Origin of the sequence: Staphylococcus argensis, assembly GCF_002902305.1 — a bacterium.
GTDB classification, from domain to species: Bacteria; Bacillota; Bacilli; order Staphylococcales; family Staphylococcaceae; genus Staphylococcus; species Staphylococcus argensis.
In genome coordinates this window covers 477,596-492,035 of the sequence record NZ_PPPX01000016.1, presented here as the reverse complement: position 1 = coordinate 492,035, position 14,440 = coordinate 477,596, and the positions used below count along the sequence as shown (strand labels likewise).

12 protein-coding genes, 1 pseudogene and 1 riboswitch are annotated in these 14,440 nt (G+C 38.6%); of the genes and pseudogenes, 8 read left to right on the top strand and 5 right to left on the bottom strand.

Annotation, left to right across the window (positions count from 1 at the left end; translation table 11 throughout):
- Positions 1–93: 93 nt before the first annotated feature.
- Positions 94–774, top strand: a complete 681-nt coding sequence (locus CD039_RS11145; RefSeq protein WP_103372370.1) for an ArsR/SmtB family transcription factor — start codon at positions 94–96, stop codon at positions 772–774.
- A gap of 283 nt (positions 775–1,057) precedes the next feature.
- Here CD039_RS11145 and CD039_RS12125 read toward each other — a convergent pair.
- Positions 1,058–1,191: pseudogene (locus tag CD039_RS12125) on the bottom strand (helix-turn-helix domain-containing protein); the annotation flags it as partial.
- A 1,059-nt stretch (positions 1,192–2,250) separates the two neighbouring features.
- Here CD039_RS12125 and CD039_RS11130 point away from each other — a divergent pair.
- Positions 2,251–2,964 carry a type II toxin-antitoxin system PemK/MazF family toxin gene (locus tag CD039_RS11130; protein WP_103372367.1) on the top strand — a complete coding sequence of 238 codons (714 nt, stop codon included), beginning with the start codon at positions 2,251–2,253 and terminating at the stop codon, positions 2,962–2,964.
- Positions 2,965–3,251: 287 nt separating this feature from the next.
- On the opposite strand, the gene guaA is transcribed toward CD039_RS11130, so the two are convergent.
- The 4 genes from guaA to xpt are packed head-to-tail and all read right to left on the bottom strand — an operon-like array spanning position 3,252 to position 8,174.
- The gene (gene guaA, locus CD039_RS11125) at positions 3,252–4,793 is read right to left on the bottom strand and encodes a glutamine-hydrolyzing GMP synthase (RefSeq protein ID WP_103372366.1); all 1,542 of its coding nucleotides are present in this window, start codon (positions 4,791–4,793) and stop codon (positions 3,252–3,254) included.
- A gap of 29 nt (positions 4,794–4,822) precedes the next feature.
- Positions 4,823–6,289 carry an IMP dehydrogenase gene (gene guaB, locus CD039_RS11120; RefSeq protein ID WP_002472346.1) on the bottom strand — a complete coding sequence of 489 codons (1,467 nt, stop codon included), beginning with the start codon at positions 6,287–6,289 and terminating at the stop codon, positions 4,823–4,825.
- A 34-nt stretch (positions 6,290–6,323) separates the two neighbouring features.
- Entirely contained in the window at positions 6,324–7,592 is a 1,269-nt protein-coding gene (pbuX, locus tag CD039_RS11115; protein ID WP_103372365.1) for a xanthine permease PbuX, read from the bottom strand.
- A 3-nt stretch (positions 7,593–7,595) separates the two neighbouring features.
- Positions 7,596–8,174, bottom strand: coding sequence for a xanthine phosphoribosyltransferase (xpt, locus tag CD039_RS11110; RefSeq protein WP_002472337.1), 579 nt, complete (start codon positions 8,172–8,174; stop codon positions 7,596–7,598).
- Between the two features lie 216 nt (positions 8,175–8,390).
- Positions 8,391–8,493: riboswitch (purine riboswitch) on the bottom strand.
- A 235-nt stretch (positions 8,494–8,728) separates the two neighbouring features.
- On the opposite strand from xpt, the gene CD039_RS11105 reads away from it, so the two are divergent.
- From CD039_RS11105 to CD039_RS11080, 6 genes are all read left to right on the top strand, one after another.
- Positions 8,729–9,154, top strand: coding sequence for a general stress protein (locus CD039_RS11105; protein WP_103372364.1), 426 nt, complete (start codon positions 8,729–8,731; stop codon positions 9,152–9,154).
- A gap of 237 nt (positions 9,155–9,391) precedes the next feature.
- Complete coding sequence (locus CD039_RS11100; RefSeq protein ID WP_103372363.1) at positions 9,392–10,069, top strand: hypothetical protein; 678 nt, start codon at positions 9,392–9,394, stop codon at positions 10,067–10,069.
- Positions 10,070–10,202: 133 nt separating this feature from the next.
- On the top strand, positions 10,203–10,811 hold the full coding sequence (locus tag CD039_RS11095) for a DNA-binding protein (RefSeq protein ID WP_103372362.1): 609 nt from the start codon (positions 10,203–10,205) through the stop codon (positions 10,809–10,811).
- A 277-nt stretch (positions 10,812–11,088) separates the two neighbouring features.
- On the top strand, positions 11,089–11,778 hold the full coding sequence (scdA, locus tag CD039_RS11090) for an iron-sulfur cluster repair di-iron protein ScdA (RefSeq protein WP_103372361.1): 690 nt from the start codon (positions 11,089–11,091) through the stop codon (positions 11,776–11,778).
- A gap of 16 nt (positions 11,779–11,794) precedes the next feature.
- Entirely contained in the window at positions 11,795–12,550 is a 756-nt protein-coding gene (locus CD039_RS11085) for a class I SAM-dependent methyltransferase (protein WP_103372360.1), read from the top strand.
- A gap of 463 nt (positions 12,551–13,013) precedes the next feature.
- Positions 13,014–14,408, top strand: coding sequence for an L-cystine transporter (locus CD039_RS11080; protein WP_103372359.1), 1,395 nt, complete (start codon positions 13,014–13,016; stop codon positions 14,406–14,408).
- The last annotated feature ends 32 nt before the right edge of the window (positions 14,409–14,440 follow it).

Here is a 14,440-nt window from a genome sequence, read left to right as displayed (position 1 = left end):
CTTCACTACTTTAAGCATATCGTTCTAATATTTCGGTTAGCACCGAATTAATAATCAGTTATGATAAAGAGTGAAAGCAGAGAGGATGAGACGATGTATTCAGATTTTGCAGAGAACATTTTACTCATAGGTCACAAGACGCGACTTACTATGTTAATAGAGCTCTCAAGTGGAAAAGCACTTCCCGCTGGAGAACTAGCGAGATTAGCACATGTGAAACCACAGACAGCAAGCGAACATCTCTCAAAATTAGTGAAAGCAAATTTAATTTCAGTAGAATCATGGGGGCGCCACAGATATTACAAAATTACTAACGATAAGATTATAAACGCGATAAATGCTTTAGCAGTGATTTCTCCTTCAATAAATAATAACTCCTTAAGGGAAACGACTAAAAAAGAAAAGTTATCCTATATGCGTTCATGTTATGGGCATCTTGCTGGAAAGATTGGAGTGAGATTTACTGAATCTTTACTAGAAAATGGCTACATTAAAGAGTTTGAAGAATATTATATATTAACCCGCGAAGGTAAAGATTGGTTTAATTTAATAGGACTCGAAACTGAAAAAAGTATGTATGCGAAACCTATTCCAAAGCATATTGATTGGACCGAACGAAAACATCACATCGCCGGTCCTGTAGCTTTAAGGATTACTAGACAATTATTCAAACTTTCATGGATTTATGAAACGGATACAAATCGCTGCCTTGAGGTAACTCGAAAAGGAAAGGAAGCCTTTGAGAAGTATTTAGGTATGGACGTGTGTGAGTGAAAAGAAGAGATAACATTAGAATCATAATTTCACTTGCTTTATATGAAATAAAGAGGGATAATAAAATACAAATAGCGGTACATATCTGTGGCGTGTATTTGAGGTTAACTGTTGCGACGGTTGCCTCTTTTTTCTAATGAATTGTTAATTTACGCTCAACACTTCTGTGTTTAAAATTTCATAAGCCACTCATTAAGACTCTTTCTAGTCTATGATTAATTACGCTGAAAACATAGTTTACTTCTTTCTAAGTTACTTTTGCTAAGTCGCCCCCTTCAGTCATATTACGCTTAATCTCACGAGAAACTGTAGAGACTGAACGATTAAGATATTCAACAATCGCTCTCATAGAATAGTTTTCTTTTTTAGTGTCTCTATACTTGAACGCTCATATATAGTAAGATGTAAATAGCTCATATTGGCACTCCCTTGTATTTGTTTTTAGTGGTGTATTAACATCTTACAACAAAGTGCCAATTATGGGCATTCTTTATAAAATTTTTTAGGCGTTACACTTAATAATACAATCCGAAATATTACAAGAAAGCTAATTTTAGGATTGGAGTTCTACTAATGATTAATTATGAAAAGACAATCCAAAACTGGAGCGAGAAATTCTTCTCTATTAGAAGGTTCATTTTAATGATTCTTATTACGGTATATATCTATGATAAATTCGAAATGAAAATCAGTAATAACTTTATAAGCTACAATGAAATAGAAATGCCTTATTTTATGCAAACCAATGCTCTCATGCTCCCTTTACTATCAATAATTATGAATTTACTGCTCGTTTCAATTTTTGAATTATTGCTGATTTTTTTAAAAGAAGAGAATAAAAAAGTTATTAAAGCTATTTATAAGGTTTTCGTTTCTCTAATACTAATTCAAATAAACTTAACATACCTTGGCTTACTTAAACTTCAAACGTTTAACGCCATTTCTAAAGATCTATCACACATATATGACAATAATATATTATATATATGTCTCATTATTGCGTATATATTGCTGTGGATTATAACGGGAAAACTTTATTTTAAATATCTTGGTATATTTTATTCAAAAAAATCAAAGAAATCAAAATATATCTACACATAAAATAATTATAGATACTAAAAATTACCATCTAATAATACTGATGAACCATAGAAAGTAAGACTTTTAAGCCTAACTTTTAACGAGCACACCAATATTCGGATAGAATTCTATATTCACAACTTACAGAGACAATCTTATCCCCTTTACATCAATTTCTAGAAATATACAAATAGCTAAACAAAATTTAGAGATAGAAAAGTATATAATAAGTTCTACCATGTATTAAAACAATATATCTTTACTATCGCAACTAGGTGGGCACCGCGTACGATAATGGTTCCCATAAGACTACATCATAAATATATAACCATGTTACTGAACATATAGATAAAAGGTATGATGAATAAATTAGAGAACAGCGGAGTTGAAAATTAAATGGATAAAAAATTACATAGCGCTATGAAAGATTTCGATTTTTTAAGTAAAACAAATAACAAAAAATTCAAATATTTACCGTCTTGGCAATATTCAAAAGCATATTGGTTCAAAAAAGAATATAAAGGAAGCAATAAAAAAAGATTCGTTAAATTAAAAAGAGGATCTATCGTTTTTATAAATTTTGGCGTTAATGTTGGTAGCGAAATATCAGGACATCATTTTGCAGTAGTAATAAATAAAAACGATACAATTTTCAAACCAGTTATAACAGTAGTTCCATTAACATCAAAGTGTAAAGATTTTTATATTGCACTCGAAAACACAGTAATAAAAAACGCTACTGAGCATCTTAAAATGCAGTTAAACGAAATATATAAAAGAATGGAAATACCAAAAAATTATATTGAATTATCAAGCAATAAATCTTGTGAAAAATTTTTAATATCTCATTTTCTAGTTGGTTTTTTAGAATTTATCAATGTTTATGCGATAATAATGGAAAATGTAAAGGAAATAAACTTACTTGAAAAAGTAATACAAATGTACACAAAATATAAAAAGAATACTTATGCTGATGTTAATAACATTCAGACAATAAGTAAGTTAAAAATACAGTCGATTAATAAATATGACCCCTCTGGCAAAATTAAAGTTTCAAATGATAATTTGAATGATATTGATAAAGCTATCATTGAACGATTCACTTTATAATTGACTACCCAACACTTTTATACTAATATAAACACACAAAGAGCTATACGCTCATATCAACTATACACAGAGTATTCACTCTAGGCGGATATATTGATGTCCGTCTTTTTTATGCTTAAAACGTTGAAAATTTCACATACTGCCTCTTTTATACTTTCTTCCCACACCTAGCTAGTCACACTTCCCACACCTACCAAGCCCCACTCTACAACCTAAGCCCTCCCCCCCACACACAAAACCCCTCAGGCCAATTAGCCCAAGGGGTCGCAACATTCATATCTATACTCTTATTCCCACTCAATTGTACTTGGTGGCTTAGATGTCACATCGTAAACAACGCGGTTCACGTGATCGACTTCGTTAACGATACGACTGGAAATCTTCTGTAGTACTTCCCAATCGATACGTGCGAAGTCACTTGTCATACCGTCGATGGATGTTACGGCACGAATACCTACTGTGTGGTCATACGTACGATAGTCACCCATGACACCTACAGATTGGATACCTGGAAGGACTGTGAAGTATTGCCAGATATCACGTTCGAGACCTTCTTCGCGAATGACTTCACGAAGGATCGCGTCAGATTCACGTACGATTTCTAGTTTATCTTCTGTGATTTCCCCGAGTACGCGGATACCTAGTCCTGGACCAGGGAATGGTTGTCTCCAAACGAGATGTTCAGGGATACCCAATTCGATACCGAGTTCACGAACTTCGTCTTTAAAGAGTGTATTGATTGGCTCAATAAGTTCGAATTCCATATCTTCTGGTAAACCACCCACATTATGGTGAGACTTGATTGTTTGTGCAGTCTTCGTACCAGATTCGATGACGTCAGTATAAAGTGTACCTTGTGCGAGGAAATCGACATCTTTCAATTTCGCCGCTTCATCATCAAACACGTACACGAATTCGTTACCGATAATCTTACGTTTCTTCTCTGGGTCTGAAACGCCTTCTAATTTGCTCATGAAACGTTCTTGTGCATTTACACGAATGATATTCATGTTGAATCCTTCGCCGAACTGTTCCATTACCATGTCGCCTTCTCCTTTTCGTAAAAGGCCATGGTCCACAAAGATACATGTCAATTGGTCGCCAATCGCTTTGTGTAGTAGAACAGCGACAACTGAAGAGTCTACACCACCGCTCATCGCACATAAGACTTTGCGGTCGCCGACTTGTTCGCGAATCTTCTCGATTTCAAGCTCGATGAAGTTCTCCATCGTCCACTCGCCTGTACATTCACAGACGCGACGGACGAAGTTGCGAAGTAAATCGTTACCGAATTCAGTATGACGGACTTCAGGGTGGAATTGAACGCCGTAAATACGACGTTCTTTATCTTCAATCGCTGCGTAATTGGTACTTGGACTATCTGCAATCACTTCAAAGCCTTCTGGAATTTCGATGACTTTGTCAGAGTGACTCATCCAAACTGTTTGTTCTTCAGGTAAACCGAAGAAGAGTTCGTCGGATTTCGCATTAATCGTCGCTTTACCGTATTCACGTTGATTAGCACGTTCCACCTTGCCGCCGAGTAATTTCGTCGTCAATTGCATACCGTAGCAAATACCAAGGATAGGTACGCCCAAGTCATAAATTGCTGGGTCTATAGTGAACGAATCTTCTGCGTATACAGAGTTCGGTCCACCAGATAGGATGATACCCTTTGGATTCATCTCTTTAATCTCTTCAATAGAAAGCTCGTGATCGTGAAGCTCACTGTAGACACCCATCTCACGGATACGGCGTGTGATGAGTTGATTGTATTGACTACCAAAGTCAAGGACAAGTATGAGCTCTTGCTCGTTCGCCATTTCCATAACTCTTAAATCTCCTTTTAGTGTCTAGCTTAGAATGAATAGTTTGGTGATTCTTTCGTAATTTGCACGTCGTGTGGGTGACTTTCTGCAAGACCTGCAGGACCCATGCGTGTGAATCGAGATTCTTCTCTCAATTCTTCTAGATTTTTTGAGCCAGTGTAACCCATACCAGATCTTACACCGCCCATGAGTTGATAAACTGTGTCTTGTAAAGGTCCTTTGTATGCGATACGACCTTCGATACCTTCTGGAACGAATTTCTTCGGCGCTTTGTCTTCTTGGAAGTAACGGTCGTTTGAACCTCTTTCCATAGCGCCAAGTGAGCCCATACCGCGATATACTTTGTATTGTCTACCTTGGAAGACTTCAGTTGCGCCCGGACTTTCTTCAGTACCTGCTAAGAGGCTACCTAACATAACTGCGTGGCCCCCTGCTGCCAATGCTTTGATGATATCGCCTGAGAATTTGATACCGCCGTCAGCGATGATAGCTTTACCATGTTTGCGCGCTTCTGTTGCACAGTCGTATACTGCTGTAATTTGAGGTACGCCGACACCTGCAACGACACGAGTTGTACAGATTGAACCAGGTCCGATACCAACTTTAACTACGTCTGCACCTGCTTCGTAAAGTGCTTTCGTTGCTTCTGCTGTCGCTACGTTACCTGCGATGAGTGTAACTTGTGGGAACTTCTCTTTAATATGTGATACTTGTTCGAGCACACCTTTAGAGTGACCATGTGCTGTGTCGATAACGAGTGCGTCTACACCTGCTTCAACGAGTTTCTCAGCACGGATGTCTGTATCTTTCGCGATACCGATAGCTGCAGCTACGAGCAAGCGACCACTTTCATCTTTAGCTGAATGAGGGAATTCTAATACTTTCTCAATGTCTTTGATGGTAATTAAGCCTTCCAAACGGCCATCTTCAACCAATGGTAATTTCTCAATTTTGTGTTTTTGTAAAAGTTCTTCCGCTTCAGAAAGCGTAGTCCCTACAGGTGCAGTCACTAAATCTTCTTTCGTCATCACATCAGAAATTTTAATAGAGAAGTCTTCGATAAAGCGTAAGTCACGGTTCGTAATAATACCTGCGAATTTGCGTGTTTCTGCATCTTCAACGATAGGTACACCAGAAATTCTGTATTTACTCATTAACGCTTCAGCTTCAAATACTTTCTCGTCTGGAGTTAAGAAGAATGGATTTGTGATAACCCCATTCTCTGAGCGTTTAACTTTTTGTACTTCATCTGCTTGATCTTCGATGTTCATGTTCTTGTGGATGACACCAAGTCCACCTTGACGCGCCATAGCGATCGCCATCTTAGATTCAGTTACCGTATCCATTCCTGCAGAGATGAGTGGAATGTTTAATTTAATACGTTCTGAAAGTTGGACGCTTAAATCTACTTGATGCGGTAAGACATCAGATTCTGCTGGCATGAGTAGCACGTCGTCGAAAGTCAAAGATTCTTTTTCAAATTTATTTTCCCACATAATTACAGCCTCCTATTATTAATTGTTAGTTACATTATTTCATATCTTCTTGCTTTTGTTGATACTTTATACCATTAAAAAAGAAATTCAAGAGAATTGCTGAGATTGTGCCGATTACAATTCCGTTTTGAGTAAGCCAAGAGAAGTGGTCTCCTAGCGACTTAAATGCATCGGGCACAGCGCTGATACCTGCCCCGAGTCCGACTGAAATGGCGATGACGAGTAAGTTGTTTTGATTTTTAAAATCACTTGTCCCTAAAATACTCACACCATAGGCCATTACCATACCGAACATGGCAATCATCGCGCCACCGAGTACAGGTAACGGAATCATGTTTGCTAAAGCACCCAGTTTCGGAATACAGCCACAAATGACGAGTAAGATGACCATACCGTAAATCACTTTATTCTTCTTCGCGCCGGAAAGTGAGACTAAGCCAACGTTCTGAGAATATGCCGTGTAAGGAAAGGCGTTGAAGATCGCCCCGAGGATAATCGCTAGACCTTCCGCAGTGTAACCTTTACGGAAATCCTTACGCTCTAGCTGCTTGCCAGTAATCTCACTCAACGCATGGTACACACCTGTCGATTCAATCAAGCTGACCAAGGCCACGATAAAGAAGACAAGTGTTGCGCCAAAGTCGAAACTAAAGTGTGCAAATCTAAATGGATGTGGTAAAGAGAACCAATGCGCAGTTCCTACTTGCTTCACGTCTACGATGCCAAACCAAGCCGCGATGACTGTTCCGAGTACGAGCCCAATGAGAATCGCGATAGATTTCAAGAAGCCTGTCGTAAAGCGCTGAATGACTAAGATGATGACTAAAGTGATTAAACCGAGAAGAATATTTTTACCATCACCGTAATCTTTCGCCCCTTCACCACCTGCAAGATAGTTCATCGCAACAGGCATGAGGTTAATCCCGATAATCGTTACAACACTTCCAGTAACGACCGGTGGAAAGAGCTTCACTAAGTATGAGAAGAACGGCGCGATGAGCACGACGAGAATCCCTGATAGAAAGAGTGAACCATACAGGTCTGAAATGCCTTTCGTCTGTCCGATCAAAATCATCGGCGCCACTGCGGTAAAGGTACAACCGAGCACGATAGGCAAGCCTGTCCCTGTGCCTTTCCAAACTTGTAGGAATGTCGCCACCCCACACATAAAGATGTCGACTGTGACTAAGAAAGCAATCTCTTCAGTAGAGAATTTCAAGCTTGTGCCCACGATGATTGGAACGAGGATCGCTCCAGCATACATCGCTAAGAGGTGTTGAACGCTAAGGATAAATGTTCTCATCAGTTATTCTTCCCCTACTAAAGTGACCTTGTTGCCAGCGAGTGACGCCACTTCACATAATGATGAAACTTTGAGTCCTGCTTCGTTCAATTTCTGACGTCCAGGTTGGAATGATTTCTCAACCAAGATACCGATGCCGACAGTCTGTGCTTTCGCCTGCTCTACGAGATTGTTCAAGCCTAGAGAAGCATCTCCATTCGCTAAGAAATCATCGATGATTAAGATACGGTCATTCTCATCTAAGAATTCTTTAGAAATCATGACGTGAGATGTTTTGTTCTTAGTAAATGAGTGTATATCTGTCGTATAAGCATCTTGGTTTAACGTGTTCGGTTTCGCTTTCTTTGCGAAGAGACAAGGTACGCCGAATCGTTTCGCCACCATAATTGCCGGAGCAATCCCTGACGCTTCAATCGTCAGAATCTTAGTGATGCCTTCGTCCTTGAATTGATCGTAGAATGTTTCTCCTACTTCCCACATCAATTCGGCATCGATTTGGTGGTTCAAGAATCCATCGACTTTGAGTATGCGCTCGTCGATAACGACACCATCTTCTTTAACTTTTTGCTTTAACAAATCCACTTCTAGCCCTCCTATTTTTGATACAAAAAAATTCCTAAACTTTCGCAAGTTAGGAACTATGAGTAAACATGCAATACAATTAAGCATCCGTCTTAGCACGGTACACCTCTCTACTCATGCGACGACGGTAAGTCCTGTGCACACGTTGGGGTAGGTATGATGCGGTAAGTGTGCGCGTCGTCTAAGTAGGCTTGTTTAAAGCGAATTGCTTTGTTTATGTATTGAATTGCTACTCATAGTCATGTTGTTTATGGCAACATGGTAGAAACTTCTAAAGCCCTATTCTTTAGATTATATGAGTTAAATAAAATTATTTACTAATGATAGCAAATTTAGACGGATTTTTCAATATGTTCAGAGTGTTAAATATAGATTCTCTCCTACAATTTGGAATGATTATGTAAAATGTGTGGATATTCTATAAAGACGATGACTGAGCGTGTTTGTCAGAAATTTGTAAAAGTAATATAATTAAATTGAATCGTTTCTAAACTCTTTACATAGGGTATAGGAATAATAATATACGTCGCTCAAAAAGATGGAGGGAAAACACAATGACACAATTTACAATCGTTAATAACACAGATGAATTATTTAATGAAATCGACAAAAAACGTTCTGAAGGCTACGAGAATTACGAATTGACAGTGTTAAGCCGTACAAAGTTAAAAGATGAGCGCATTCATGATTCTGAAATCAGCTTAATCGTCACAAGCGGTACGTTCAGTGACGCTATGGCTAAAATGTTAACTGGTGAAGACTCTGAAGGTGCAGTGCTTGCGAATTACGACTTAAGTGAAGAAGAACAAGAACGCTATAAAAAAGAAATCCTTAATGACAAATTAATCTTAGTTGCTTCTAAAGATGAATCTAATCACAAAGAAGTAGAAGATAACAATGCAGCTTACACTGACGAAGAAGTGAATGATCAAAACAGAGATGAACATTACGCTGAAGAATCAGAAGGCCCTAAGTCTTAATTGAACTCAACACACATCCATATTGATACATGCTCAGCAAGATAATCAATATGGGATACTGAGTCTACTTTAAAGTTTGTCCCAACACCTCTTACATACGATGATGAGTGTGTTGGGACTTTTTTTACAAAAAATCTGGTTGGCGAGCGAGTTAAAATAGATTATCATTTATTTTAAGTATCACTATTGAATTTACGGATTATTGAATGCCGCACTGTTAATACTAGGGGGAATATTATGGAATTTACGATTGTGAAATCGAGCCAGGAGCCATTATATCAAGAAGCTTTATCTTTATATGATGAGAAGTTGGATATCTCACTTTATGAAGATGAACAAATCTTTAGACAATCGTTGGAGAATCAATATACGAAGGATGACTATATCTTTCTTGTAGGACTTGAAGAAGGTGAAGTAGTTAGCTTAGCGACTGCACATTATGAAGCGACGACAAACTCTTCATTTCTCATCTACTTGATTGCTCGTAACACGGAAGAGCATGATACGTTGATGGATCTCACTTTAGAAGAAGTGAAGTCAGAAATTAATAAATTAGCCAATCGCGTACATGAACGTGATGTAAACTTTATTATGTTCGAAGTGCCGAAAGAGCCAGAAGAACTAGATGAAGAAACGGATCAGATTATTCGCGATCGTCAAACTTTCTTAAACCGTCATGGTTTTGAAAAGCAACATGAGATCCCTTATCTTCGACCTGACTTCGATGGCACATCACCAGGTATCCCTAAAGACCTATATATCAAACCAAATCTTGAACTCACGAAGGATATTTATGGGACGAGCGTGAAGTCTAACTATATTCTTAAATATGTCTTTGCGAACAAGTTATCTCGCTCATATATTTATTCATTATTAGAAACAATGAACTTACGCAAAGCACCCCACTCCTCTTAAGTTGCCTAACACACTTGAAATACGGCGCTAAACGGTTTAAACTAACATAGAGGTTAGACTGACGTATCACTGACCGCAGACAGACGCCAGTCTTAATAATTCATCATCTTATCTAATGAAAGGAATTGTATCTATGTTAACGAAAGAATTCGCTCAACGCGTCGATCTCAGTGAAAAACAAGTCCGTAAAATTGTACAACATTTAGAAGAACGTGGTTACCATCTTAATAAAACGGAATATCGTGGTAGAGAAGCTACTGATTTTACCGAAGAAGATATTGAATTATTCAATGAAATTGCTGAGAAAGTAAAGCAAACGAATAGCTACGAGCTCGCATTTGATGAATTAGAACAGGAGAAAGACTTCCTCCAAGTCCTCGTTAAAGATGAAGACGAACAGTTACCGGCTGACCCTAACGTTTCTAATTTAATGAGCGAACTCCGTACTGAAATCCAACAAATGCGTGAGGAACGTCACATGCTTGGGCAAATGATTAACCAAGTCCATCAACAACAGAACGAATTGAAAAAGCTCCAAGATCAAATGACGTCTAAGTTGGATGATAATACGAAATCATTAAAAGAATTACAAACATCTGCATCAGATATTCAATCTACACAATCTGACATGCAGAAACTTCAAAAAGAACAAGGCGAATTAGCTAAAAATACATCTAAATTGCTTGAAGAGCAGCCTAAACAGGAGAATAAAGGATTCTTCGCTCGTTTATTCGGTTTATAATCCTAACTTCGAAATAGTAACGAGTCTCGGACATTCATTGGTATTCGGGGCTCGTTTTATTTTTATCTTTAACTCAAACACGCTTCTCTGACTACACCGCCTCCGTCACCTAAAATGCACTTTTACCCTTACTCATTTGTATAAAAACAGCATTAACTATCAACTGTTAAGGTCATTCCCTCACTATAATTATGGTTTTCCCTAATATTGATAATCATTCTCATGTAATATACTTAAGTTATAGAAAGAACCCATAATCTAGTGAGGAGGACATAACATGATTCAACAAACACAGCACGTTGCAGATGTCGTTACAGAAGTTCCTAAGAGCGCTGACATCTTTCGTCGTTATGGTATCGACTTCTGTTGTGGTGGTGACATTCCTATCGAAGAAGCCGCACGCAATAACAAAAGGGTCGATTTAGACACGTTGTTACAAGAGTTAAACAGTATTGATCAAACTGAAGAGCCAGGTACGATTAATGTGAAATATTTAGACGGCCCATCTCTCATTCAATATATTCAAGCCCGCTTCCACCAACCCCTTAAAGAGGAATTTAAGAATTTGACCCCTTACGTTACGAAGTTAGCGAAAGTACATGGTCCAAATCATCCTTATCTTGTGGAGTTAAAATCACTCTATACACAACTCAAAGAAGCGCTGTTAGGTCATATTGAGGAGGAAGATCAAGAATCATTCCCTCAACTACGCGCTTTATCCGCTGGCGAAGAGGTAGCTGAACCTTCGACAATCATCAACGAATTAGTCGATGAGCATAAAGAAGTAGGTCAATTATTACAAGATATTCGTTCAATCACTAACGATTATCAACCTCCTGCTGAAGCGTGTGGCACATGGCGTCTCGTCTATCATCGTTTAGAGCATTTAGAACACGAAACGCACGAACACGTTCACTTAGAAAACCACGTCTTGTTTAAGAAATATCAACCATTAGCTAATGGATAATGAGGAATGATGCGCAATGAAGAAAGAAGCTGGCCATACATTTTTAGCCAAATTAGGTAAAAAACGTCTTAGACCCGGTGGTCGCAAAGCTACCGACTGGCTCATTAAGAAGGGGCATTTTACAAAAGATAAACGTGTCTTAGAAGTGGGATGCAACATGTGTACGACGGCGATTCAACTAGCCAAAACGTACGGTTGTAACATCGAAGGCGTCGATCTCAATGCGAAAGCGTTACAGCAAGGTCAGAAGAACGTAGAGAATGCTCAACTCTCGCATCTCATACATGTACAGAAAGCGAATGCGATGAATCTACCTTTCGAAGACGAGCAGTTCGACATCATTCTTAATGAAGCAATGTTGACGATGTTACCTTTAAAGGCGAAAGTTCAAGCACTGAGAGAATACTATCGTGTGTTGAAACCAGGCGGTATGCTCTTAACGCATGATATCGCTATTATAAATCTCGCTCAGAAAGAAGAAATTGTCGAGAATTTGAGTTCTGCGATCAATGTGAAAGTCACGCCGCTCCCTACCGCAGAGTGGTATCAACTCTTTAAAGATAGCCGCTTCAGTCAAATTGAATCTCACATCGGCGAACTCACACTCATGACACCAGCTGGGATGTTGTATGACGAGGGGCTCTTTGGCACGATGAAGATTGTTAAAAATGCACTGAAGAAAGAGAATCGCAACATGTTCTTTACGATGTTTAGAACGATGAAACGATATAAGAAAGATATGAACTATATCGTGCATGCGGTGAAGAAGTAAATTAGTTTCAATATGATGAGTAGATACATCCGTTAATTGACTAAGCCTTAGTTTCAATTTCTGTTTCACAATGAAGTGTATCTTCTCAAATTAACAATAAGTCACTCTGCAATGTCTCGCGCTCCATCCGATATTCTTACGCGAAACATCCCACAGAGTGACTTTTGTATACTGTCTAAATGTACAGACAAATTGAGGTTCATTGAGTAAGCGCCTTGTATTGTTGTTAGTACAGGGCAAAATTGACTGAGAGAAATATGGTAGTTGGATAGGTTCAAAAAGAGCAAATCCTTTTTTGCATTCTAGTCAACCTCGCTGGGACAAGACTACGCAATCACAGACTACTCTCCTTCTCTCATAAAATTTCTTCTTGATTTACGATATGCAAAGTATTATCCTTAGTATGTATATCGGAATTACCCCTTTAACCATAATATAAATAGAAAGCGTGGGTTGATTAATAATGAATACGTTATTAATTATTATTAACATTATTATACTCGTGGCTTTCCTTATCGGTTTAAATGTAATGGCAAGAAAGCACGTTTCATTCCCTAAACGTGTTTTTTCTGCGTTAGCAATTGGTATCATCTTTGGTATCATTCTACATTTAATTTACGGTGCGGATTCTCACGTTACTAAACAAACTTCAGATTGGTTTAGCATCATTGGTGACGGCTATGTGGCGTTACTTCAAATGATCGTTATGCCACTCATCTTTATTTCTATCGTTTCTGCTTTTACGAAGATCAAGATTGGCGAGAAATTCGCGAAGATCGGTACATTTATCTTTATCTTCTTAATTGGTACCGTAGCCATCGCTGCAATTATCGGAATCTTATCAGCGCTCATCTTCCACCTCGATGCATCTAGTATCGATCTCGGTAGTGCTGAACATTCTCGTGGTAGCGAAATCGCTAAACAAGCGAAAGATATGACGGCAAATACGTTACCTCAACAAATATTAGAGTTACTACCATCTAATCCATTCTTAGACTTCACAGGTCAACGTACTACGTCTACGATTGCAGTTGTAATCTTCGCGGCATTTATCGGCTTTGCGTTCTTACGTGTGATGCGTAAACAGCCTGAGCATGGTAACTTACTCAAACGCGGTATCGACGCAGTTTATTCTATCGTGATGTCTATCGTAACTTTCGTATTGCGCCTTACACCATACGGTATCTTGGCAATTATTGCGAATACGATTATGACGAGTGACTTCGGTGCGATTTGGACGCTAGGTAAATTCGTCATCGCATCCTATGCAGCGTTGATAGTGATGTACCTCATTCACTTACTCATCGTGTCACTGCTTGGTTTAAACCCTGCCACATTTGTTAAAAAGACTGCAGAAGTGCTCTTGTTCGCATTTACTTCTCGTTCAAGTGCCGGTGCTTTACCACTTAACATCCAAACTCAGAAAGCACGTTTAGGTGTGCCTGATGGTATTGCTAACTTCTCTGCATCATTCGGCTTATCTATCGGTCAAAATGGTTGTGCAGGTATTTATCCAGCAATGCTCGCAGTAATGGTAGCACCAGCAGCCAATGTCGATATCACACCTCAATTTATCTTGAGTGTCATCGGTATCGTTATCATTAGTTCATTTGGTGTTGCAGGTGTCGGCGGTGGTGCGACATTCGCATCTATCATCGTCCTTTCTGCTTTAAACTTACCAGTAGCACTCGCTGGGGTACTCATCTCAGTTGAACCGCTCATCGACATGGGTCGTACCGCATTAAACGTTAACGACTCTATGCTTGCAGGTGCAGGTACAGCGAAATTAACAAATCACTTAGACAAAGAGACTTACAATAGTCGTCACTACGACGAATTGTCTTCTCAGAACTCATAATCTTATAGATTAAATTAAAGCACTCTAACTTA

What these genes read in the sequence shown, in the direction of transcription:
- scdA (WP_103372361.1), top strand. Translation starts at nt 11,089, where the DNA reads ATGATTCAACAAACACAGCACGTTGCAGATGTCGTTACAGAAGTTCCT.
- CD039_RS11085 (WP_103372360.1), top strand. Translation starts at nt 11,795, where the DNA reads ATGAAGAAAGAAGCTGGCCATACATTTTTAGCCAAATTAGGTAAAAAA.
- CD039_RS11100 (WP_103372363.1), top strand. Translation starts at nt 9,392, where the DNA reads ATGGAATTTACGATTGTGAAATCGAGCCAGGAGCCATTATATCAAGAA.
- CD039_RS11145 (WP_103372370.1), top strand. Translation starts at nt 94, where the DNA reads ATGTATTCAGATTTTGCAGAGAACATTTTACTCATAGGTCACAAGACG.
- pbuX (WP_103372365.1), bottom strand. Translation starts at nt 7,592, where the DNA reads ATGAGAACATTTATCCTTAGCGTTCAACACCTCTTAGCGATGTATGCT.
- CD039_RS11130 (WP_103372367.1), top strand. Translation starts at nt 2,251, where the DNA reads ATGGATAAAAAATTACATAGCGCTATGAAAGATTTCGATTTTTTAAGT.
- CD039_RS11080 (WP_103372359.1), top strand. Translation starts at nt 13,014, where the DNA reads ATGAATACGTTATTAATTATTATTAACATTATTATACTCGTGGCTTTC.
- guaB (WP_002472346.1), bottom strand. Translation starts at nt 6,289, where the DNA reads ATGTGGGAAAATAAATTTGAAAAAGAATCTTTGACTTTCGACGACGTG.
- guaA (WP_103372366.1), bottom strand. Translation starts at nt 4,793, where the DNA reads ATGGAAATGGCGAACGAGCAAGAGCTCATACTTGTCCTTGACTTTGGT.
- CD039_RS11105 (WP_103372364.1), top strand. Translation starts at nt 8,729, where the DNA reads ATGACACAATTTACAATCGTTAATAACACAGATGAATTATTTAATGAA.
- CD039_RS11095 (WP_103372362.1), top strand. Translation starts at nt 10,203, where the DNA reads ATGTTAACGAAAGAATTCGCTCAACGCGTCGATCTCAGTGAAAAACAA.